The following is a 20,874-nucleotide window of genomic DNA, read 5'->3' on the forward strand; positions in this document are numbered from 1 at the left end:
CACCTTCTATTTAATAATGCCAACTTCTTTCGCTACTCGTTCGATGGCTTTATAGTTATCATTGTTTGTTTCGATGAATGTATCCGATTGGAATAGTTCCATAATTTCTGGTTGATCTGTACTGTTGATGGAAAGAAGAACGTCTGTTACTTTTTGTTGGGTTCCTTCGCCGAAATGTTCATCAACCTTATTAATAGTCCAATGATAGTCGTAATAGCTTGGAGTTGTGTAGAATACTTTTACTTTACTTGTGTCCACTTTTTTATCAGCAACGGCAGCATCCCAAACGGATACGTTTAAGGCACCTGCTTCAAAAGAGCCGGATTCAATTAATTTGTAGGTTTTGTCATGTGAACCAGAATAATTCGGTTGACCACCAAAGTCTTGTTCAGGATTAATGCCTTCTTCCATTAAGAAATAACGTGGCATTAAGTGACCGGACGTTGAGCTTTCACTTCCAAAGGTAAAACTTTTCCCTTTTAAGTCTTCAAGACTGTTTATATTCGTATCAGCACCTGCGATAAAAACAGAATGGAATTCCTCATCCATTGGTCTTTGCACAATGGCTTCAGCTTCTGGTACAACATTTCTTGCCTGAACACCTGTTAACCCACCAAACCAAGCTAATTGAATTTCACCCCGTTCAAAAGCTGTTACAAGGGCAGCGTAATCTACAGATGGAACATATTCCACTACTAGGTCGGTTTCTTCACTTAAATAATCAGCGAACTTGTTTAAGCTTCTATTCATATCAGCGGCATCCTGGTCAGGGATAGCCCCAATTTTAAATACTTCTTTTTCTCCAGAGCAAGCGGAAAGCAAAAGCAATAAGAGTAGGGTAAAGCTTAATGGAAGTAGTTTCTTCATAATGTATCCTCCTATTGTGATAATAAATAGTACATCCTTTGTCATTATATAGGATTATGTTGCGTAATAATTGATTTTTTCAATTATAATTGATTCATTTAATCGATAGAACAATGGGGAAGTGATTGGTTTTCTAGATAATATTGTGTAAATAGCGGATCTAGTTCATAAAATCTACATATCTCTTCAATAAAGGAAGATGAATCTAGCAAATATAGGGATAGATGGAGATGTTTTAATAACAGGGAGGATAAAAAATATAAGAGTTCTTTAGCCAAATCAGTAATGTGCTCAGTCAACCCTTCTATAATAATGATAGAAATTAAGCGGTCTTACTTTTACTTATCTTTCATAAAATAGTAGAAATACTAATTGAAGAGGTGTAAAAATATGAGAGAAAAGAATAGTAGGCTTATACTCTTTATTCGACTTAATACGATTAACATCGCTCTATTTATTTTAATATTTGGTATAGCGTTCACTGTTAACTTTATGGATTTTAAGCATAAATTTACTTCGAGTTTTATTCATAATACAGGTGAAAAGATGTCTTCAAACTTTTTTCTTTATCTGATGTCTAGTGAAATAGGGCAACTTAAAGCTGTGAATGATGAAGAGAATATACCATCTATTCCTCGTATTCTTTTTACTTCGATGACCAATATTTGGCCTGACGACATTCGAACGTTTCTAGGGGGAGAACTACCTGGTTTCTCATCATATAATACAGAAATAGCAGTCGCAGGATATGGAACAAATCTCACTAACTTACCTGTAGAGTCTGCACCACCACTAGAGGTATTGTTAAAGGAGATAGAAGGATCAGAAAAAGAACTAAGTTCTAAACCAGATTCAAATAGTGGTCAGGAATCTCCACCAACACCAAAAACAGGGGAAAATGTAGTATTTGTTTATCACTCTCATAGTTGGGAAGCATTTGCACCATTGTTAAATGGTATAAATAACCCAGATGAAGCTGTTAGTATTAATGAGGATAAAAATATTATTGTGGTTGGTAAGAGACTACAAGAGGAATTAATTAAGAGAGGGATAGGAACAAGTCAAAGTACAGCCAATGTAACAGAGGAGTTACAGAAAAAGAATTGGAACTACAACCATTCTTATGAACTCTCAAGAGGCTTAGTACAAGAAGCCATAGCAACGGAAGACACGATCAACTATTTAATAGATATTCATAGAGACTCACAGCCTAAAAAGATAACAACAACTACGATTAATGGAGAGTCTTTTGCTAGATTGTTTTTTATAGTAGGAAAGGAAAACAAAAATTATGAAGCAAATGTACATCTTGCAAAAGAATTACACCAAAAATTGGAAGAAAAGTATCCAGGAATAAGTAGGGGAGTATTTATAAAAGGTAAGGATGAGGGAAATGGTGTTTATAACCAAGACCTAACGGATAAATCTATGTTGCTAGAGTTCGGTGGAGTAGAAAATAACATGGAAGAGCTCAATCATTCTATTGAAGCCTTTGCTGAAGTATTTAGTGAATATTATTGGAACGCAGAAGAGGTTAGTGGGAATCCTGAATAGAATATGGATGGGCAAGTTGAATTTTATACACACTTTCTCAATCTTATTATTTTTCGAGTCTAGTAAAAGTATTTTCCATTTTTCTTTAATAAAGGCTATGTTATACAATAAGTTTTAACATAGCCTTATTAAAAATATGGGACTGTTAACTCTTTCAACATGGAAGAGTTTTTTTAATGGATTTATGTATCTTCACAATTTCTCCATATAGTTAAGTATATAATAAGGTTAAGCGGAATCCTTTTCTTTAGAAGATGTTTAACGAAGGAGTATTTATTTAAAGTGAAGATTAAATTTAAAAGTATTTCCCTCAAGTTAGGATTATGGTTTAGTGCAATTTTTATCACATTACTTTTTATTTTGGGTGCAATTTTGTATGGAGTTTTTACGAATTTTTTTACTGATTACATCGAACAGGATTTATTGGCAAGGGGGAATAACCATGCAAGAAATCTAGAGGGACAATTTACTAAGGGAACTATAAACCATGCAATTGGAATGGAGCAAGGTGTTACAACCGGAATTGTCATTACAGATTTTAATCATCAAATTCTTGGTTCATCGGTAGAATTGGATGAAGATATGAAAGAGCACATTTTATTTGAGAAACCGATCAGAACAGGACGGATTTTAGAGAATGATTGGCGAAAGCATAAGTATATTGTGTCTGTCTCTCCTATGGGTGAAGATTCTGGGTATGTGTATATGTACTATCCTTCTTCAATAATAAAGGATATTATTTTCGCAATGAGTCTACTAAGCTTTATTACAAGTTTAGGCATTATGTTAGTAGCGTTTGGTCTCATCGGAATTTTATCGCGAATATTTACTAAGCCCCTTCTTACAATGAAAGAGGCAACCATTAAAATGACAAATGGGGCATATAAGCAAAAAGTTCCGGTTAACGGAAATGATGAAATCGCTCAACTTGGACATTCAATTCAAACACTAGGTGAGCAGCTTCAGTATTATGAAGATAACAGAAACGAATTTTTGGCAGCTGTGTCGCATGAAATTCGGACTCCATTAACCTACATTAAAGGATATAGTGATGTTTTGAGTAAAGGAATCATAGATAGTAGAGAAGAACAGGAAGAATACTTAAAAATTATTAATAAAGAAGCCGATCGGCTCTCTTTTTTGGTAAATGATTTGTTTGAGATGAGTAAACTTCAGGTTGGTCAATTTGAATTAAATAAAGAGTGGGTCGAGATCAATAGTATTATTGAAAAAACCATCACGAGTCTTAAGCCTGCAGCTGAAAAAAAGGGATTAGTGTTAAAAAGTGAATATAAATGGAATTTGTCTCCTCTCCAAATTGATGTGCGAAGAATGGAACAAGTATTCTATAACCTTATTGAGAATGGAATTAAGTATACGAATAGTGGTGAGATTACGGTCCACTCTTTTTCAAAAAACGAGTTTGTCGTAATTGAAATAAAAGATACTGGTATAGGAATCCCTGAGCAAGATCTAGTTAAAATTTGGGAACGGTTTTATCGTGTTGATCAGTCTCGAACAAGAAAAACTGGGGGCACTGGTTTAGGATTATATGTTGCTAAGCAAATTATCGAATCGCATGGTGGTCATATTACCGTAAAAAGTAAAGAAAACGAAGGATCTGTTTTTACGGTTTTTTTAAAATAGATCTAGAAAACAAACCTAGGAGAAAACCATGAAGAAAATATTAATTGTTGATGATGAATTTGAAATGCGACAGCTATTGCGGATTTATTTGCGACAGGATAATTATCAAGTGGATGAAGCAGAAAACGGACAGGATGCGTACGAGAAAGTTAAAAAAAATGATTATGATCTCATGGTTCTTGATGTCATGATGCCATTAATGGACGGATGGCAGACGATTGAACAAGTGAGGAAAATATCAGAAATTCCGATCATTATGCTGACAGCCAAAGGCTCGATCCAGGATAAAGTAACTGGATTGTCTACAGGAGCGGATGATTATTTAGTAAAACCGTTTGATGAAGCGGAATTGTTGGTAAGAATCAAGGCTTTACTGCGTAGGGCAAATAGTCAAGAGAAAAATATTGACCATGATGAAGTATTAAAATATGAAGGTGTTATTTTGAATTTAACAGCGAGAGAGGCTAGTTATGAAGATGAAAAGCTTAATCTAACTCCAACTGAATTTGATCTTTTAGAGGTTTTGATTAAACATAGGGGAAAGGTATTATCGAGAGAGCAACTTGTGGAACAGATTTGGGGGATTGAGTTTACAGGAGAAGATCGAACGGTTGATGTACACATTAAGAATTTGCGTGTAAAGCTTAAAACTTTAGGGATTGATCAGTTATTAATTAAAACTGTTTGGGGTATTGGATATAAAGTAGAATAAAGGTGAGAAGATGAAACGATTATTGCCGATAATCATATTAATGATCTCCATTATATTAGGGCTTTTATTTCTGGCTTTTGTGCTAAGGATGACTTGGTTTACGCCCGGATCAATGGGGATGATGATGGGACCACATATGATGTATAATCATATGTCGTTCTGGTTTAGTCAAATGTTTTGGATTTTACTCATTATCATAGGTATCATGATACTTATTTGGCTTGTTTTAAGTAAAAAAAGGAAGAAATAAAGTAGTATGAAGCGGCTTAATCATAGCTTCTATACTGAAGAGGGTACAGTGAATCAATCGATTCCTGTACCTTTTTTAATGTTAATTTTTCTTCATACTTTCTTTACTTTTAGAAGTTATATTAAAAGTGTAGAGGAAATAGAAGGAGGGAAAAGGGATGATGGGACCTGGATATGGACACTATGGAGGATTTGGAATGGGAGGTGGATCATTCATGATGATCGTAGTCATTTTGATTATTGGGATCTTTGTATATATGGTGTTGAACAAACAAAACACAGGTAATGGAAACAATAAGATTTCACAGCCAACACCAAATTCAGAAGCGATTGAAATTGTAAAATCAAGATTTGCACGCGGTGAAATTACGGTAGAAGAGTTCGAGCAAATCAAGAAAAAATTACTATAAGAATGAAAGTAAATCTATTATAAATAAGGAGTGTTTTATGATGAAAAAGACAATTATGACTGGAGTATTGGCTGCGGCCCTTATTGTATCAGGTGGAACAGGTTTATACATGGCGTCTGCAAAGGAAAAACCTGTAAATCCAGTGACATTTATGCAAGAGCAGAAAGTTGATTATGATCAGATGACAAATATGATGGAAACAGGGAATTTTGATGATATGCAAGAATTCATGGAAGAGGGAAATATGAACTTTGGCCAAATGAAGGGGCATATGAGCGAAATGCATCCTTATTTGGATAACCAGGAGTTAGAGGAATTGTATAAAAGTATGCATGGAACAGGTGATGGATATCAAAACCGTAATTTCCAATAAATAGATGAAAGTTTCTATGCAGAAACAGGTGAATAGGCCGGATGATTCCGGCCTATTTTTCAAATAAATCAATTGAGGACGAATGGACACTTAGGCTTATTTGGGTCTTTTTCATCTTTTGTATGGTTAATATATGTTAATGCACAAATTCTGCAAATTTTTTGGATATACTACTAACCATAAAAGGAGGAATAAGGAAATGAAGATAAAAAATGGAAAAATGATTTTATTAACCTTACTTGCAGCGTTATTATTAGTGTTAGGTGCTTGTGCTAATGATAATGAAGAAACAGAGAATACAGATCAAGAAAATAATCAGGGAAATCCAAATGTAGACGAGGAAAATACGGATACAGATTCTAGCTCTGAAGAAGACATGGAAGGAACGGATCATAGTAATATGGACATGTCTAGCTCAGGTGAAGTTCCCGAAGGTTTGAAAGTAGCAGAAAATCCAACCTATAAAGCTGGGAGTAAAGTGATAATCGAATCAGATCACATGGAGGGGATGAAGGGTGCTGAAGCAACGATTGTAGGTGCTTATGACACTACCGCTTATGCAGTTTCATACACTCCAACAACTGGTGGAGAAAGAGTGGAAAATCATAAATGGGTGATTCATGAAGAGCTGATAGATGCTGGAGATGCACCGTTACAATCTGGTACGGAAGTGACGACAGAGGCATCACACATGGAAGGAATGGTAGGTGTGACTCTTGAAATTGATTCAGCCGAAGAAACGACTGTGTATATGGTTGATTTCAGAACAACGGATGGTGAAGAAGTTAAAAATCATAAATGGGTGACAGAAAGTGAATTATCACCTGCTGAATAAACTGATAACTCGGAAAATCTGTAATAAAATGAATCAATTTTTAATCCATCAAACGAGCTATTCCTTAAAAGGATATGCTCGTTTTCTTTTTAAAAGAGTCGAAAAGGAAAGGTTTTGAAGTGGGTAATTTATTTGAGGAATTTCTGACTTCATCCGAATTTTATCCAACGGTGGAACGTATGATAAAGATATTGTCACATTTAAGACACTTTACATAGGGTACCGGGGTATAATATAATACAGTTAAGGGGAGGGGAGTAAGATGGAACCCGAATTAGAAAATGATGTGGTCTCAGAGGAAAGTTGTTGCTCCCATACACATGGACGAACGAGTCATCATTCTGAGAAAACGAAAAAAAATCTTGTGACCCGACTGAACCGGATTGAGGGTCAAATTCGGGGCATAAAGAGGTTAATTGAAACGGATACTTATTGTGATGATGTCATCACTCAGATTGCTGCTTCTCAGGCGGCTTTAAACGGTGTCGCAAAAATCCTTCTTGAAGCACATATGAAAGAATGTGTGGCCGATCGAATTAAAGAAGGAGACATGGAAGTCTTAGATGAAGTGCTTATCACCATACAAAAATTAATGAAAAAATAAAGGAGTTGATCGTAATGGAAAAAGTAACACTTAATGTAGAAGGAATGTCTTGTGGTCATTGCGTCAAAGCAGTAGAAGGAAGCGTTGGGGGACTTAATGGAGTTTCCAGTGTAAAAGTAAATCTTGAAAGCAAGACGGTAGACGTTGAATATAATGCTGATGAAGTGAAATTAGAAGCAATCAAAGAAACGATCGATGATCAAGGGTACGATGTAAAATAATGATAAGTAGACGTGCTTGAACTAGCACGTTCTCTTTTTCAAATGAATATACCCTATATAGGTATGAGGTGGTAAAAATGAATGAAAAAATAGTCGAAAGTCAATTTCAGGTTACCGGCATGACATGTGCGGCATGTTCGACACGAGTTGAAAAAGGGTTGAAAAAAATGGAAGGTGTCCAAGATGCGAACGTCAATCTTGCCCTTGAAACAGCTATGGTGAAATATGATTCTGCAGCTATGGGTCTCGGTGATATTCAAAAGAAAGTAAGAGATCTTGGTTATGATGTTGTGACAGAGAAAAAAGAACTGGTTCTAACTGGTATGACATGTGCAGCATGCTCAACAAGAATTGAAAAAGGGCTTAATAAAATGGATGGAATGATTAGTGCCAATGTCAATCTCGCTCTTGAAAAAGCATCTGTAGAATACAATCCATCCGTTATTTCACCGAAAGATATGATTCAAAAGGTGGAAAATCTCGGTTATGGGGCAATCGTAAAAAGTGATGAGAATGAAAAAGAATCCGTTGATTACCGCCAAAAAGAGATCGAAAAACAGCAAGGTAAGTTTATTTTCTCGGCCATTTTATCATTGCCACTTCTTTGGGCAATGTTTGGACACTTTGGCTTTACATCCTCTCTTTATGTTCCAGAGGCTTTCATGAACCCTTGGGTGCAAATGGCCCTTGCAACACCTGTTCAATTTTATATCGGGAAGCAATTTTATGTAGGAGCCTATAAAGCACTCAAAAATAAAAGTGCCAACATGGATGTTTTAGTGGCTCTTGGTACATCTGCCGCTTATTTTTACAGTGTATATTTGTCTATACAAACGATCGGAAACAATGCTCATTTGGAAGGGCTTTATTTTGAAACAAGTGCTGTTCTCATTACATTAATTATTCTTGGAAAACTGTTTGAAGCGAAAGCAAAGGGTAGATCCTCTGAAGCGATTAAGAAATTGATGGGATTGCAAGCGAAAACGGCAACCGTCATTCGTAATGGAGAAGAAGCTAATATCCCATTGGAAGATGTTATTTCTGGAGATATTTTAGTAGTCAAACCAGGGGAGAAAATTCCTGTTGATGGGGAAGTTCTTGAAGGTAGTTCTGCACTTGATGAGTCGATGATAACGGGAGAAAGTGTCCCGGTTGATAAAACAGTTGGAGATAATGTCATTGGTGCTACGATCAATAAAAATGGATTTATTAAAATAAAAGCCACTAAGGTAGGGAAAGAAACAGCTCTATCACAAATTATTAAAATAGTTGAAGAAGCACAAGGATCAAAGGCACCGATTCAGCGTTTAGCGGATTCCATCTCTGGAATATTTGTACCAATTGTTGTCGTTATTGCCGTTATTACGTTTTTTATTTGGTATTTATGGGCAGATCCAGGAAACTTCGCTGAAGCTCTAGAAAAATTAATTGCTATTCTCGTTATTGCTTGTCCATGTGCTCTCGGTCTTGCAACGCCAACATCCATTATGGCTGGTTCCGGTCGGGCCGCAGAATATGGCATTCTATTTAAAGGCGGCGAGCATCTTGAAATGACACACGGGGTAAATACCGTTATTTTAGATAAAACCGGAACAATTACGAACGGGACTCCTGTTCTGACAGATGTGATAACAGACGAGAATGAAGCAGAATTCTTATCCCTCGTTGGATCTGCTGAAAAGCAATCCGAGCATCCGCTCGCACAGGCTATTGTTGAGGGGATTAAGGAGAAATCAATTGAGTTCAAAGAGGTTTCTGAGTTTGAAAATATCCCTGGATATGGGATTAAAGCAAATGTTAATGGAAAAGAGGTTCTTGTGGGTACACGCCGTCTTATGAAAAAGTACAATGTCGATATCGAGCATGTATTAGAAGAGATGGAGGGCCTTGAAAGATCCGGGAAAACAGCTATGCTGGCTTCTGTCGATGGCGTCTATGCGGGTCTTGTTGCTGTCGCTGACACGATTAAAGAAACGTCCACCGCGGCGATCAAGCGTATGAAAGAAATGGGACTTGAAGTGATTATGATTACAGGTGATAACAAACAGACAGCGAGTGCGATTGCCAAACAGGCAGGGGTCGACCATGTCATTGCTGAAGTCTTGCCAGAAGGAAAAGCAGAAGAGGTGAAGAAACTTCAGGCACAAGGGAAGAAAGTAGCCATGGTTGGAGATGGGATTAATGATGCACCAGCCCTTGCCACTGCAGATATCGGAATGGCAATTGGAACAGGTACAGATGTTGCGATGGAAGCAGCAGATATTACATTGATCCGTGGCGATTTGAATAGTATTCCGGATTCCCTCTTAATGAGTCATAAAACGATGCGTAATATTAAACAAAACCTTTTCTGGGCACTTGCTTATAACACAATCGGCATTCCAATTGCTGCACTTGGATTTTTAGCTCCTTGGCTTGCAGGGGCTGCGATGGCATTTAGTTCAGTATCCGTTGTGCTCAATGCACTTCGTTTGCAAAAAGTAAAACTCTAAGGAGACGGTCTTATGAAAAAATGGATGATTTCCGCGCTTATTTATTTGGTAGTTGTTGTCGGTTCGTATTACGCCTACACGTCAATATCAGGGGCTCCTGCTGAAGATATTGAGCATTCGAATACAGAACAACATGATCAATAGACTTTGATCATGAACCGTTCTGGTAGATTACTTATTTAAGATGGTTCCTAGTAGAAACTAGGGACCGTCTTTATATTAAAGGCTATGTTAATGATTCATGTTGAAAATTTATCTTTGGTGTATGTGGCCATGTGTGTTATTCCATTGAATAACGTAATGGACGCGTGTACCAAAGGCATTTAAAGCATTAACTAACAATATTGTGTAACAAAGCCATATTAAAAAGTAATTATTCGATTTTAGACATTTTTATGAATAAATAAGAAAAACCTGTCTCACTTGTGGACAGGTTTTTCTAACAAGGATTGTATTCAAACTAAAAATTATTCATCATATTTTCCATTTTTGCTTGATTTCCTTCCATCATGCCACCTTCTCCATGGCAGGAATCATACATTTGTTTTAGTTCTTGTATGGATAGGTCAGGGTGCATTTCTTCCATATAGGGTTTCATCTGTCCGAAATTTAATAATCCTTCACCATTTGCATCCTCATTTGCTTGTGCGAAAGCAAATGTTCCTGTTCCGCCTAAAAGAATGGCTCCTGTTAAAACTCCGATGGCTAATTTCTTTTTCATTTCCTCCATCTCCTTTCATATTTCTATTATAGCGTGAACATTTGCAGATCCTATGCAGAAACTTTGAGGAAGTTGTTAAGGTTGTCACGATCCCTCTTTCTACTATAAATATTCTTATGTACTAATGATAAGGTCGTCATTTTGTCCACCAACCGCTTCAATATTGATGATGACCATATGCGGCAAACAAATAATAGCTGGACCAGGTTTGGAAATATAGCTCGTATTGACGCAAATTTGTTCGGGACAAGTAGAAGATCTGATGCGGATCTCTTCATCTTTTATCATTTTAGGCGAGAAGACTCCCACTTCAATTTTGTGAAGGGCAACGCCCAAAAATAAGTGGGAGATGAATCGTCTTTTTGCGTAGCGAAACATGTGTTTGCGTGGTATAATATACCTGTACAAGTTGTTCTTTGAAAACTGAAGATAGGAGGTTCTAGCAGGAAAAACGTCTGCTAGGTAAAATCTTCAACGTTCTTTCGTCCCACACGTACCGAAGTTGCTAATCCTTAGCTAAAGTAGGACGTGTGGCGAGTCAACGTACAAGTTTGCATGACTGGCAGGAGGCTAAATTAGTCGTTTGTACTGCTAACCGTCGGTGCGACGGGGTTAGCCTGCTCAATATCTGTTCGATAGAACGGAGTTCGCAGGAATCCCCCACTTCAAATTTCGTCAGAAATTAAGTGGTGGGTAGTTCAATTCTACTGTATTGGGGTCACAATCAATCTCAGAAATATCTACTATTTCTGTTCCTGTATGTCCAGTTAACGGGACACGTGCCACTTCCTGGTTTTTACTTGCAATGACAGCGACGTATTCAATGTTATCTGATTGAGCCTCTACTTTAGCTTGCTGGTAGCTAAAAATGACAAAGGGGATAAATGAAAGCAGGATAAGTGCGATCGTGATGATGACATCCCACCGTTTGATCATATGGTAAGTAGCCTTCAAATTTTATTTCACTCCTTCACTACATAATTGAAATGTAGCAGCATACAAAGTGATTGTATGGTTTTAATCTTTTACTCTCGTCTATCCCATTTATAGCCGATTCCCCAGACAGTGAGCAAGTGATCATCAGCAGGGAATCCTGCTTTTCTAAGCTTTTCACGTAAATTTCTAACATGGGAGTCGATCGTCCTATCTTCAGTTGAAACGTTATACCCCCAAATAGAGTTAATTAAATGATCCCTAGTAAACACTTTATTTGGATTACTTAGAAATAGGCTCATCATCCCAAACTCTTTCGGAGTTAACGAAATTTGTTTAGCATGATAGAGGAGCTGATAGGAATCTTGGTTTAGGGTGAGTCCTTTAAACGAAATACTCTCTGATTGCTTTGTCCTTCTTCGTGAAACCGCTTCAATTCTAGCCACTAGTTCTTCCTCATCAAATGGTTTAGAGATATAGTCATCAGCCCCCATATTTAACCCTCTTACAATATCTGCTTTTTCACTCATGGCTGTAAGCATGATGATCGGAATGTCCCAATGTTTTCGTATTTCTTGGCATGCTTCTAAACCGTCCATGTTAGGCATCATGATATCTAATAAAATGAGTTCGATCGAATGCGATTCCAAATAGTCAATCGCGTCCAATGCAGATTCTTTTTTTATACAGTTATATCCGAGAGGGGACAAATATAACGATAACAAATCAAGCATCATCGGTTCATCATCCACTAATAAAATCGATTTCATTTTATGGTCCTCCTTTAAAAATCAATTCAAATTCTGTCCCAACATTTTCTTCACTCTTAACAGTGATTTCTGCTCCATGGGCGTGAACAAGTTCTTTTACAATCGCAAGACCGAGTCCTGTTCCACCAAGAGAACGAGTTCGAGATTTATCAACACGATAAAAACGGTTAAAAATATAAGGAAGATCTTTTTCTGGAATCCCTTTTCCATTATCTTGAATGGTTATATGAATATCATTTTTATTTTTTGACACGTTTAATAGGATTTGTGCTCCGCTTGAAGAGTATTTCATTGCATTGTCTAATAAGTTTAAAATAATTTGTTCAAGTCTTAATCGATCTGCGTTTAAAAAGAGGTTTGACTGACAAATGATCTTTAAATTCATCTGTTTCTCTTGAAAAATAGGATAGGATTTTTTCTCCAGTCTTGTTAAAAATGGATGTAAATCGATTGATTCTTTTTCAATATCAAAGGAATTTTGATCAAGTTTTGCGAGTTCAAATAGTTCCTTTATTAAATGGGCTAATTGATTTGTTTCTTCTACGATAATGGTCAAATATTTTTCATTCTCTTCTTTCGATAAATTTCGTTTCCTCACAATGTCTGCATAGCCTTTTATATAAGTCAATGGTGTTCGAAGTTCATGGGAAATACTTGCAAGAAATTCATTTCGCTCTTGTTTTAAATAATTTAAATCAGTAGCTAATAATTCAATCGATCTTGCTAAATCTCCTAACTCATCATCTGCTGTTTTAGGTAAGGAAACAGTGAAATTTCCTTTACTAATCTGAGATGTCGCTTCTTTCATTTGCAGAAGTGGTTTGGTAATTCCTTTTGAAAGAAAGATAATGATAACAACAGTGAAAATAATCGAAATCCAACCTGATATGAGAAAGTGCTCATTTAATCGTTGAATCAAGGAACGAACAGATGCTGTGTCTTGAAACATATAGACATACCCGACAACCTTCTCACCTGTTTGAACAGGACTAACTGTAGCAATATAAGGTTCTCTGTCCCATTCTTCTTCTACGATCTGGCCGTCACTTGGAATGGAAGAACTAGAATCCATTAAATACTTTTGGAAGATGTTATTTTGAGTTGAAGAGTCAAGGATCGTTCCAGTTACATCTGTAATGACAACATCTGTATTTGATTCAGATTCCATTAAAACGACATGAGCGATCGTATCAACATCGAAATGTTTTTCAAGAATGGCTCTGTGCGAATTTCCTCTCGCTTGAAGGGCATTCAGTTCCTCTTCTATTCTTGAATCAACGATCCCATTATGCAAAAAGAAAAACATAAACGTAATCAAACCAAAAATAATCAAAAAAAATAAAATGCCAAGTTTCACTGATAGTTTTTTCAACAGATTTCACCTATTTTTATTGGATTATGGTTAGTATACTCTAATAGTTTGAAGAATTTATGCAGATTTTTGGATAGAGGACAGAAATTTCCTTAAAATAAATTTGTACGGGAGGATTTTTTAGAGGAAGATAGTCAAGAATTTCAAAAACAAGATGATCATTGTAATGGCAATGGTCATCTTCCTCAATTTTAGTTGGAAGCAAAATAAGTACATAAAATATGCCATTCACATGAGAATGGCATAAGGATACTTTATCGTATTATCTTCTTTGTGAAAGTAACTTCAGAAGTGGATTCATTTTCTTATCTGTTATTTTTATTTCATCTATTACCAAATCGTTTTCATGATCGGCCAACCATTTCTTTAGCTCAACTTTATCCTGACAATGAGTTAAGTACGTTTGTCCACCTTTGCCTACAGCATTAACAACATATCTACAAGTGGTTTTCCCCATAATTCCCACCCTTTTATGAATATAGTGTATTAAAATTCAACTTATTATACGAAGTTCATTTGACCGTTTTAAGCATGTTTTTTCAGTTGGATCAAACATATGTTTAATTTGTATTTGTATGTATTATTGAGCTATCATAATGTCCAATTCATGTTTTTGTCAATGCAAATTAAAAATAATTTACAAAAGAATAAATTCCATTCTTTAGGAGTCGCTTTTTTTAGGTAATTCAATTAAAATGATCTGTTAGCGAAGTTTTAAGTGTATTGTTATTTAGAATACCTTTCTGCTGTATTTTCATGCGTTTTCATGTAAAATGAACATGAAATGAGTTATTGTTTGATAAAGCGTAACAGGAAAAATAATGGGTTGACCTGGAGGTAATATGAATATTTCAGTGAACAAGCTGTTTGATAAAATGGAAGAAGAGTTAAGGGAAGCGAAAAAGATGAGTTCTGATGCAAAAATTCGAGAGCGTACATATGCCATTAAAGCCATCTGCGAACTGATTTTAGAAGAATCATCCTTTACAACAAATAAAGAAATAAGTAAGGTCGTATCACCCACACCACCACCCGCGTTTGTACAGCCTATAAAAGTTGTAGAAACGCCACAACAAAATCGGATAAAAACAGAGGATGGCGCGAATGGGGAATCGTTATTTGATTTTTAAAAGTTGAGTAATTATTAAATAAATGGCTAAAAAATATGGTTATGTCAAAGGTTTTTAGAGCAGCGATATGATTTTTTAATAAGTCAAAAATGTAAATAGAAACTTTCGATAGAAGGGGAGGAGCGGAAGACATGAAATTATTTATTATATTAGGGGCTATTCATGCTGGTTTATCTGTTGCTTTAGGGGCGTTTGGTGCCCATATACTTGAAGGCAGGCTCGAACCGAAGTATCTTGATACTTGGGGAAAAGGGGTTACATATCAAATGCTTCACGCTGTCGGCTTGTTAATTGTCGGCATATTGCTTGGCAGACTGCCAGCCAACTCCTTATTGTCATGGTCCGGATGGCTAATGTTTACGGGGATTATTCTCTTTTCTGGAAGCTTGTATGTATTAAGCATAACAAAGATTAGTATGCTAGGAGCGGTCACACCACTTGGTGGAGTCGCGTTTATTGCTGCTTGGGTGTTAATCGTTATTGCGGCTGTTAAATATTTATAATTCTCAATGGTATAGTAAAAATGAAAAGGGAGCCGACATTTGTCAGGCTCCCTTTTCTATTTAACGTGGAGGATACGTAGAAAGATCAGGTGCTGCGCCGGCAAATGGATATTCATATTCAAGTTCTTCATCAAATGTAACGTAGTCAAGATAAACCATTGGAAGCAATATTCTTTCGCCAGTTTGTGGGTCGCTTAAGATTAAATGGTCTCTTCCAGCAGCTTCAATGATCCCTGTAAAGATTTTTGCATTCCATTCCGTATTGTTTTCAAACGTTGCATAAACGTTTGCAAGCTTCCCTTTGTTTAAGCGTAATATGTTCTCAATATAGGATTGTTCAACTGGGAGCATTCCTGGTACTTGTACTCCAGCTGCTGGACTAGGTGCCATGCCTACTGGTGGAAAAGTAGGGCTTGGTGCAGCTTGTGGCATAGGTGTGGCTTGTGGAAAAACTGCTGGTTGCATAGGACCAGAAGCCCCATAATAAGGTTGTGCAGCCCCATAATAAGGCTGTGATTTTCCGTAATAAGGCTGTGCTTTGTAACTACCATATGGGTTATTGTAAGTCATTCAATTCCCTCCTAATCCTCTAATAGCAAATTAGTGTTTATAAACTAATTTGATGTAGAATGTAAGACTTTATCCATTCCTGGATCCTTGGTTACTAAATTGCGAGTTTGAGAGCAAAAAAAGATGATGACAAAGTCATAAATGAAACTCACTCTCTAATGGATATGGGAAAAGGGAATCGAATATGCCTAAAAATCGAAGTTGAAAAATGCTCAAAACGTTCATGAAAGGCAATCGTGTTAAAACAGTAGAGGTTTCTCTGGGCAGGCTGTTAGTGAAAAAATCAGTGGGTTCGTTCACTTTCAATAAAAATAGCCCCTGGTATAGACCAGAGACTAGGAATCATTAATTTACATGAAGAAATGGACGAATCTGTTCGTCTGAAAGAATATTTCCAACAAAGAAAGTACCGAACTCACCGTATCGTGCACTTACTTCATCAAAACGCATTTCATAGACAAGCTTTTTAAATTGTAGGACATCATCTGAGAAAAGGGTAACGCCCCACTCATAATCATCAAAGCCTACAGATCCTGTAATAATCTGTTTCACTAGACCAGCGTATTGGCGACCGATCATTCCATGACTGCGCATCAAATTAGAGCGTTCTTCCATCGGTAGCATATACCAGTTATCATTGCCTTGACGACGCTTGTCCATTGGATAGAAGCAAACGTACTTAGACTGTGGTAAAGTCGGGTAAAGTCGAGCTCGGATAGCTGGATTTTGGTAAGGGTCCTCATCAGAAGATAAATAATTACTCAATTCAACAACGGAAACATAAGAATAGGTCGGTACCGTAAACTCAGCAAGCTTTGTTTTATTGAATTCGTTTTCAATTTGGTTTAATTCTTCCATTGTTGGTCGAAGGATCATCATCATAAAATCAGCTTTTTGACCAACAACTGTATAAACGGCATGGCTCCCTTTTTGCTCATTTTGTGTTCCACTCCATTTGTTCAAAAGACTCTGAAATTCATGAATAGCGGATTCTCTTTCATCACTGGATAACATTTTCCACGTGGTCCAATCAATGGTACGGAAATCGTGTAAGCAATACCAACCATCGAGCGTTTTTGCTGCTTGACTCATTTATTTCACTCCTCATTGTGACAATCATTTTCATAAACTACTATAGCATAGTTTTCCCATATACTCATGGATGAAACATTAGAAATGGAGATTATCCTCATTTTAGGATATTATTTCAAAAGATGTAAATAGTAATAAGAGAATGTTCTCCAAAAGGTAACTCATTATTAAAATATTTTTGAATAGTGGAACATTAGCTAAACCTCGTAATTTTTTGTTCGATTTCTTGAAATTTCATGGTAGAAGAGTATTCTAGTTAAAGGAAAAGATTTGAGGAGGTACATATATGAGTGATTTATTTACAGGAATCAAAGAAAAGCTATCGGGTCAAAAAATGAAAATTGTTTTTCCAGAAGGACTTGATGAAAGAGTTTTGGCAGCAGCAGGACGTTTAGCTGAAGATAAAGTATTAACGCCTATTATAGTAGGAAATATTGAACAAGTTGAAGCAAAGGCGAAAGAATTAAATGTTTCTTTAGAGTCTGTTGAAATCTATGATCCAACGAATTATGTCGCGATGGATGAGCTTGTTGCAGCATTTGTAGAGCGTCGAAAAGGAAAAGCAACAGAAGAACAAGCTCGCAAAATCTTATTAGATGAAAACTACTTTGGAACAATGCTTGTGTATACAAATAAAGCAGATGGACTTGTAAGTGGAGCAGCACATTCAACAGCGGATACCGTTCGCCCTGCTCTACAAATTATTAAAACAAAAGAAGGTGTTAGCAAAACTTCTGGCGTTTTCATCATGGTTCGTGAAGATGAAAAATATGTGTTTGCTGATTGTGCGATTAATATTGCACCGGATAGCAACGATTTAGCTGAAATTGCTGTTGAAAGTGCGAAGACAGCTAAAATGTTTGATATGGAACCACGTGTAGCGATGTTAAGCTTCTCAACGAAGGGTTCTGCCAAATCACCGGAAACAGATAAGGTGGCTACTGCTGTTGAAGCGGCAAAGCAACGTGACCCTCTATTAATCGTAGATGGAGAGTTCCAATTTGATGCAGCTTTCGTACCGTCTGTTGCAAAAAGTAAAGCACCAGATTCACCGCTCCAAGGTGATGCGAATGTATTTATATTCCCTAGTCTTGAAGCAGGAAATATTGGCTACAAAATTGCGCAACGTTTAGGTAATTTTGAGGCAGTTGGTCCGATTTTACAAGGACTTAATCGTCCAGTAAATGATCTTTCTCGTGGTTGTAATGAAGAGGATGTCTATAAATTAGCATTAATTACAGCTGGACAAGCTTTAAATCAATAAGCTACTCAAAAACGAAAATGAGTGATCTCATTTTTGAAGAAAAGATAGGAAAGAGCACTTACTTAATGGGTAAGTGCTTTTTTGATCAAATTCGCCCCGCCGAATTTGCGCCCGGATTTTGATCGAGCTCGCTCGATCAATTACCTTTAAAAAATCGAGAGGCATCCGCCGGAGGCTTAACTTCATTCAGCTGGGGTTTGAACCCCCACTGAATCAGAAAGCTTTTTGCATTCATCCCCCACTTACAGAAGTGGAGGACTTCTGTACCTGTCGCAAGCTTTCAGTACAAAAAGCATTTGCTGAATGAAGTTAAAAAGGTAGGCATGTTATAATGAGGATAACGTACAGGGACAAGGAGAAGGAATATGAAGAAGACTTATGATTTATTAGTTCAGGAGCGGTGGAGGGTGATCGATCAGTCGGTGTCAGGTCTTTATACAAGTGCTCTACAATCATTTGGGATGGATGATACGCTTTGTGCTTCTGTCGGTTCTGGTGATGTTCCAGCAACTGCGAGAGCATGGGTTCATCAGCAGACGATTGTACTTGGGATTCAAGATACAAAGCTCCCTTATTTGGATGAGGGAATAACCCTTTTAAAAGAAAAAGGCTATGGTGTGATTGTTAGAAACTCTGGTGGGTTAGCCGTTGTTCTGGATGAAGGCGTATTAAATCTATCTCTCATTTTCTCTGAAGTGAAAAAAGGTATTGATATTAATCGTGGCTATGATGCGATGTGGGAATTAGTAAAGGACATGTTCGCTGATTATAATCAGGAAATAGAGGCAAGAGAAATTGTGGGTTCCTATTGTCCGGGGAGCTATGACCTTAGTATAAATGGTCAGAAGTTTGCTGGGATTTCACAACGAAGAATACGAAAAGGGGTTGCGGTGCAAATCTATCTTTGCGTGAATGGGAGTGGCAGTCAAAGGGCAGAAACGATTAAACAATTTTATGAGCAGAGTAAAAAAGGTGAAGAAACAAAGTATGTGTATCCACAAATGGTGCCAACGGTCATGTCATCGCTAGCAGAACTGCTTCATACAGATTTGACGATTCAAGATGTGATGTTACGCTTTTTAAAAGTATTACAATCAAAGTCAGGACATCTTTTTACAGGTTCCTTGTCAGCGGAAGAGATTCCCTTGTTTCAAAGCTACTATGAAAGGGTAGTGGAACGAAATCGTAAAGTGATCGGAACCCCACTCTAGATGTGGAACGGGAAGATCCATTAATGATGAATGGGATGCCGTCACCGAGGTTTGTTCTAATATGTAAAAGTAACAATCTAGTAGTTATAGGCTCTTTTCGTAAACTTTGTTGCTTTTCATACTATAAATAGAAACTAAATACTCATTTTGATATGGAACACATAACAATTGTGACGAAAAGATGCCCCGACATCTTGGTGAATACGGGGTTATATATTCATTCGGAAAACAACCATCTATGCAAAAATAGCTTAGTTATAAGACAAAACAAAAGCCGTTAGCTACAAGGCTACGGCTCTATTCACTCTATTTTCTCTTTAACTTCATTCAGCAGAAGTCCTCCACTTCTGTAAGTGGGGGATGAATGCAAAAAGCTCTCTGATTCAGTGGTGGTTCAAACCGCGACTGAATGAAGTTAAGCCTCCGGCGGATGCCTCGGATTTTTTAAAGGTCATTTATCGAGCGAGCTCGATAAAAATCCGGGCGCAAATTCGGCGGGGCGAATTTGATATTGTGCAGTCTCTATTACTCAGCTAATTTCTCAAGGTTTCCATTTCGGTCCATTTTGAATGTTGTAGCTGAACGGTCTTCTTCTTCAAATAAGGCTAATTTACGTGCCCGATTCATGATTTTCATCAACGTCTCGTAATCTTCTTGAATGGTGACAGTATTTTGTTCCATTTCTCCAACTTTTTCTTCAAGTTCTTTATTTCTACCCTTTAGTTCCGCCATTTCTCGTTTTAATCTTTCATTCTCACTTTTTAATATATCAACTTGAAAATTCGAGTTTTTCATATTTTGTAAATATGAAATGACATGATCGAGAGTAAATTCGCTTCTTTGAACTCCTAATGTATTAGCGTTAGCTGGGATAGGAGTCAATTCTTCTGCCATTTCAGCATTCATTTCAATATCTGTTTCTGTTTCTATTTCCATATTTTCACTGTATACGGGTATCTCAGGTTGAGATGTTAATATTTCTATTTCTTCTACACTCGGTTGTGGCGGTGCATATAATAGCTTTTTCTTGCCACCTTGGTCTTTTCCCAATATACGTTGTCTTTGTTTTCGTTGTTTTTTTGCAAGTTGAAGCGCTTTTTCATAGTTATGGCGCACTACAGCATTCCAGCGGAAACCACAAGCAGCAGATGTTCTATTAAGCTTATCACCTACTTCTTCAAAAGCGTTTAATTGGGTACTTCCTTCCCTCACATGACGTAGAACGGTTTCGGCAAGCAATAAATCATCTTCATCTGTCCATGCATCTTGACGAACTTTCATTTCTTCAGCTCCCTATCTTTATTTTCAATTTTTTATATTGCGTTAGTTTCATGATGTCCAATA

The 20,874-nt window shown here is 36.9% G+C and carries 25 protein-coding genes; 15 read left to right on the top strand and 10 right to left on the bottom strand.

The features are described from left to right. Positions 1 to 6: 6 nt before the first annotated feature. Positions 7 to 867: a putative selenate ABC transporter substrate-binding protein gene (locus tag JMM81_RS06115; protein ID WP_256240651.1), complete on the bottom strand. Its 861-nt coding sequence runs from the start codon at positions 865 to 867 to the stop codon at positions 7 to 9. A 390-nt stretch (positions 868 to 1,257) separates the two neighbouring features. Here JMM81_RS06115 and spoIIP point away from each other — a divergent pair, with 390 nt between their 5' ends. The 11 genes from spoIIP to JMM81_RS06170 all read left to right on the top strand — a co-directional run bounded on the left by spoIIP (position 1,258) and on the right by JMM81_RS06170 (position 10,108). Beyond that, the gene (gene spoIIP, locus JMM81_RS06120; RefSeq protein ID WP_256240652.1) at positions 1,258 to 2,421 is read left to right on the top strand and encodes a stage II sporulation protein P; all 1,164 of its coding nucleotides are present in this window, start codon (positions 1,258 to 1,260) and stop codon (positions 2,419 to 2,421) included. Between the two features lie 282 nt (positions 2,422 to 2,703). Next, entirely contained in the window at positions 2,704 to 4,068 is a 1,365-nt protein-coding gene (locus JMM81_RS22880; protein WP_256240653.1) for a sensor histidine kinase, read from the top strand. Positions 4,069 to 4,096: 28 nt separating this feature from the next. Further along, positions 4,097 to 4,780, top strand: coding sequence for a response regulator transcription factor (locus JMM81_RS06130; RefSeq protein WP_256240654.1), 684 nt, complete (start codon positions 4,097 to 4,099; stop codon positions 4,778 to 4,780). Positions 4,781 to 4,790: 10 nt separating this feature from the next. Then, on the top strand, positions 4,791 to 5,030 hold the full coding sequence (locus JMM81_RS06135; protein WP_256240655.1) for a hypothetical protein: 240 nt from the start codon (positions 4,791 to 4,793) through the stop codon (positions 5,028 to 5,030). A gap of 157 nt (positions 5,031 to 5,187) precedes the next feature. Next, complete coding sequence (locus JMM81_RS06140) at positions 5,188 to 5,439, top strand: SHOCT domain-containing protein (protein ID WP_256240656.1); 252 nt, start codon at positions 5,188 to 5,190, stop codon at positions 5,437 to 5,439. Positions 5,440 to 5,476: 37 nt separating this feature from the next. Then, positions 5,477 to 5,812: a hypothetical protein gene (locus JMM81_RS06145; protein ID WP_256240657.1), complete on the top strand. Its 336-nt coding sequence runs from the start codon at positions 5,477 to 5,479 to the stop codon at positions 5,810 to 5,812. A gap of 199 nt (positions 5,813 to 6,011) precedes the next feature. Then, the gene (locus tag JMM81_RS06150) at positions 6,012 to 6,647 is read left to right on the top strand and encodes a YdhK family protein (RefSeq protein ID WP_256240658.1); all 636 of its coding nucleotides are present in this window, start codon (positions 6,012 to 6,014) and stop codon (positions 6,645 to 6,647) included. A 262-nt stretch (positions 6,648 to 6,909) separates the two neighbouring features. Beyond that, positions 6,910 to 7,251: a metal-sensitive transcriptional regulator gene (locus JMM81_RS06155; protein WP_256240659.1), complete on the top strand. Its 342-nt coding sequence runs from the start codon at positions 6,910 to 6,912 to the stop codon at positions 7,249 to 7,251. A gap of 14 nt (positions 7,252 to 7,265) precedes the next feature. Next, complete coding sequence (gene copZ / locus JMM81_RS06160; RefSeq protein WP_256240661.1) at positions 7,266 to 7,472, top strand: copper chaperone CopZ; 207 nt, start codon at positions 7,266 to 7,268, stop codon at positions 7,470 to 7,472. Between the two features lie 77 nt (positions 7,473 to 7,549). Further along, on the top strand, positions 7,550 to 9,964 hold the full coding sequence (locus JMM81_RS06165; protein ID WP_256240662.1) for a heavy metal translocating P-type ATPase: 2,415 nt from the start codon (positions 7,550 to 7,552) through the stop codon (positions 9,962 to 9,964). A gap of 12 nt (positions 9,965 to 9,976) precedes the next feature. Next, a complete protein-coding gene (locus JMM81_RS06170; protein ID WP_256240663.1) occupies positions 9,977 to 10,108 on the top strand; it encodes a hypothetical protein in 132 nt (43 codons plus the stop codon). A 316-nt stretch (positions 10,109 to 10,424) separates the two neighbouring features. Here the strand turns inward: JMM81_RS06170 and JMM81_RS06175 are convergent, their stop codons facing one another. The 6 genes from JMM81_RS06175 to JMM81_RS06200 form a co-directional block, all read right to left on the bottom strand. Beyond that, a complete protein-coding gene (locus JMM81_RS06175; protein ID WP_256240664.1) occupies positions 10,425 to 10,685 on the bottom strand; it encodes a hypothetical protein in 261 nt (86 codons plus the stop codon). Between the two features lie 114 nt (positions 10,686 to 10,799). Next, positions 10,800 to 10,973: a NusG domain II-containing protein gene (locus tag JMM81_RS06180; RefSeq protein WP_256240665.1), complete on the bottom strand. Its 174-nt coding sequence runs from the start codon at positions 10,971 to 10,973 to the stop codon at positions 10,800 to 10,802. A 387-nt stretch (positions 10,974 to 11,360) separates the two neighbouring features. Then, positions 11,361 to 11,639 carry a hypothetical protein gene (locus JMM81_RS06185; protein ID WP_256240667.1) on the bottom strand — a complete coding sequence of 93 codons (279 nt, stop codon included), beginning with the start codon at positions 11,637 to 11,639 and terminating at the stop codon, positions 11,361 to 11,363. Between the two features lie 71 nt (positions 11,640 to 11,710). After that, positions 11,711 to 12,388 carry a response regulator transcription factor gene (locus JMM81_RS06190; RefSeq protein WP_256240668.1) on the bottom strand — a complete coding sequence of 226 codons (678 nt, stop codon included), beginning with the start codon at positions 12,386 to 12,388 and terminating at the stop codon, positions 11,711 to 11,713. A gap of 1 nt (position 12,389) precedes the next feature. After that, on the bottom strand, positions 12,390 to 13,760 hold the full coding sequence (locus JMM81_RS06195; RefSeq protein WP_256240669.1) for a sensor histidine kinase: 1,371 nt from the start codon (positions 13,758 to 13,760) through the stop codon (positions 12,390 to 12,392). Between the two features lie 262 nt (positions 13,761 to 14,022). After that, positions 14,023 to 14,217, bottom strand: a complete 195-nt coding sequence (locus JMM81_RS06200; RefSeq protein WP_256240670.1) for a hypothetical protein — start codon at positions 14,215 to 14,217, stop codon at positions 14,023 to 14,025. Between the two features lie 385 nt (positions 14,218 to 14,602). On the opposite strand from JMM81_RS06200, the gene JMM81_RS06205 reads away from it, so the two are divergent. Together JMM81_RS06205 and JMM81_RS06210 are read left to right on the top strand one after the other, a co-directional pair. Then, a complete protein-coding gene (locus JMM81_RS06205; RefSeq protein WP_256240671.1) occupies positions 14,603 to 14,890 on the top strand; it encodes a YwdI family protein in 288 nt (95 codons plus the stop codon). Positions 14,891 to 15,021: 131 nt separating this feature from the next. Next, positions 15,022 to 15,393, top strand: a complete 372-nt coding sequence (locus tag JMM81_RS06210) for a DUF423 domain-containing protein (RefSeq protein ID WP_256240672.1) — start codon at positions 15,022 to 15,024, stop codon at positions 15,391 to 15,393. 60 nt (positions 15,394 to 15,453) lie between these two features. Here the strand turns inward: JMM81_RS06210 and gerQ are convergent, their stop codons facing one another. Together gerQ and hemQ are read right to left on the bottom strand one after the other, a co-directional pair. Beyond that, positions 15,454 to 15,963, bottom strand: a complete 510-nt coding sequence (gene gerQ / locus JMM81_RS06215; protein ID WP_256240673.1) for a spore coat protein GerQ — start codon at positions 15,961 to 15,963, stop codon at positions 15,454 to 15,456. A 345-nt stretch (positions 15,964 to 16,308) separates the two neighbouring features. Further along, the gene (gene hemQ / locus JMM81_RS06220; RefSeq protein WP_256240674.1) at positions 16,309 to 17,055 is read right to left on the bottom strand and encodes a hydrogen peroxide-dependent heme synthase; all 747 of its coding nucleotides are present in this window, start codon (positions 17,053 to 17,055) and stop codon (positions 16,309 to 16,311) included. 286 nt (positions 17,056 to 17,341) lie between these two features. Here hemQ and pta point away from each other — a divergent pair, with 286 nt between their 5' ends. Then, entirely contained in the window at positions 17,342 to 18,319 is a 978-nt protein-coding gene (gene pta / locus JMM81_RS06225) for a phosphate acetyltransferase (RefSeq protein WP_256240675.1), read from the top strand. Positions 18,320 to 18,684: 365 nt separating this feature from the next. Next, on the top strand, positions 18,685 to 19,530 hold the full coding sequence (gene lipL / locus JMM81_RS06230; protein ID WP_256240676.1) for an octanoyl-[GcvH]:protein N-octanoyltransferase: 846 nt from the start codon (positions 18,685 to 18,687) through the stop codon (positions 19,528 to 19,530). 525 nt (positions 19,531 to 20,055) lie between these two features. On the opposite strand, the gene JMM81_RS06235 is transcribed toward lipL, so the two are convergent. Continuing rightward, positions 20,056 to 20,811, bottom strand: coding sequence for an RsfA family transcriptional regulator (locus JMM81_RS06235; RefSeq protein ID WP_256240677.1), 756 nt, complete (start codon positions 20,809 to 20,811; stop codon positions 20,056 to 20,058). Positions 20,812 to 20,874: the final 63 nt, after the last annotated feature.

Origin of the sequence: Bacillus sp. V3B (assembly GCF_024494465.1) — a bacterium.
Classification (GTDB): Bacteria; Bacillota; Bacilli; order Bacillales; family Cytobacillaceae; genus Bacillus_BD.

What these genes read in the sequence shown, in the direction of transcription:
- JMM81_RS06190 (WP_256240668.1), bottom strand. Translation starts at nt 12,388, where the DNA reads ATGAAATCGATTTTATTAGTGGATGATGAACCGATGATGCTTGATTTG.
- JMM81_RS06140 (WP_256240656.1), top strand. Translation starts at nt 5,188, where the DNA reads ATGATGGGACCTGGATATGGACACTATGGAGGATTTGGAATGGGAGGT.
- JMM81_RS06235 (WP_256240677.1), bottom strand. Translation starts at nt 20,811, where the DNA reads ATGAAAGTTCGTCAAGATGCATGGACAGATGAAGATGATTTATTGCTT.
- JMM81_RS06150 (WP_256240658.1), top strand. Translation starts at nt 6,012, where the DNA reads ATGAAGATAAAAAATGGAAAAATGATTTTATTAACCTTACTTGCAGCG.
- JMM81_RS06205 (WP_256240671.1), top strand. Translation starts at nt 14,603, where the DNA reads ATGAATATTTCAGTGAACAAGCTGTTTGATAAAATGGAAGAAGAGTTA.
- JMM81_RS06135 (WP_256240655.1), top strand. Translation starts at nt 4,791, where the DNA reads ATGAAACGATTATTGCCGATAATCATATTAATGATCTCCATTATATTA.
- spoIIP (WP_256240652.1), top strand. Translation starts at nt 1,258, where the DNA reads ATGAGAGAAAAGAATAGTAGGCTTATACTCTTTATTCGACTTAATACG.
- JMM81_RS06130 (WP_256240654.1), top strand. Translation starts at nt 4,097, where the DNA reads ATGAAGAAAATATTAATTGTTGATGATGAATTTGAAATGCGACAGCTA.
- JMM81_RS06175 (WP_256240664.1), bottom strand. Translation starts at nt 10,685, where the DNA reads ATGAAAAAGAAATTAGCCATCGGAGTTTTAACAGGAGCCATTCTTTTA.
- pta (WP_256240675.1), top strand. Translation starts at nt 17,342, where the DNA reads ATGAGTGATTTATTTACAGGAATCAAAGAAAAGCTATCGGGTCAAAAA.
- hemQ (WP_256240674.1), bottom strand. Translation starts at nt 17,055, where the DNA reads ATGAGTCAAGCAGCAAAAACGCTCGATGGTTGGTATTGCTTACACGAT.
- lipL (WP_256240676.1), top strand. Translation starts at nt 18,685, where the DNA reads ATGAAGAAGACTTATGATTTATTAGTTCAGGAGCGGTGGAGGGTGATC.
- JMM81_RS06200 (WP_256240670.1), bottom strand. Translation starts at nt 14,217, where the DNA reads ATGGGGAAAACCACTTGTAGATATGTTGTTAATGCTGTAGGCAAAGGT.
- JMM81_RS06180 (WP_256240665.1), bottom strand. Translation starts at nt 10,973, where the DNA reads ATGATAAAAGATGAAGAGATCCGCATCAGATCTTCTACTTGTCCCGAA.
- JMM81_RS06115 (WP_256240651.1), bottom strand. Translation starts at nt 867, where the DNA reads ATGAAGAAACTACTTCCATTAAGCTTTACCCTACTCTTATTGCTTTTG.
- JMM81_RS06210 (WP_256240672.1), top strand. Translation starts at nt 15,022, where the DNA reads ATGAAATTATTTATTATATTAGGGGCTATTCATGCTGGTTTATCTGTT.
- copZ (WP_256240661.1), top strand. Translation starts at nt 7,266, where the DNA reads ATGGAAAAAGTAACACTTAATGTAGAAGGAATGTCTTGTGGTCATTGC.
- JMM81_RS06145 (WP_256240657.1), top strand. Translation starts at nt 5,477, where the DNA reads ATGATGAAAAAGACAATTATGACTGGAGTATTGGCTGCGGCCCTTATT.
- JMM81_RS06170 (WP_256240663.1), top strand. Translation starts at nt 9,977, where the DNA reads ATGAAAAAATGGATGATTTCCGCGCTTATTTATTTGGTAGTTGTTGTC.
- JMM81_RS06165 (WP_256240662.1), top strand. Translation starts at nt 7,550, where the DNA reads ATGAATGAAAAAATAGTCGAAAGTCAATTTCAGGTTACCGGCATGACA.
- gerQ (WP_256240673.1), bottom strand. Translation starts at nt 15,963, where the DNA reads ATGACTTACAATAACCCATATGGTAGTTACAAAGCACAGCCTTATTAC.
- JMM81_RS06155 (WP_256240659.1), top strand. Translation starts at nt 6,910, where the DNA reads ATGGAACCCGAATTAGAAAATGATGTGGTCTCAGAGGAAAGTTGTTGC.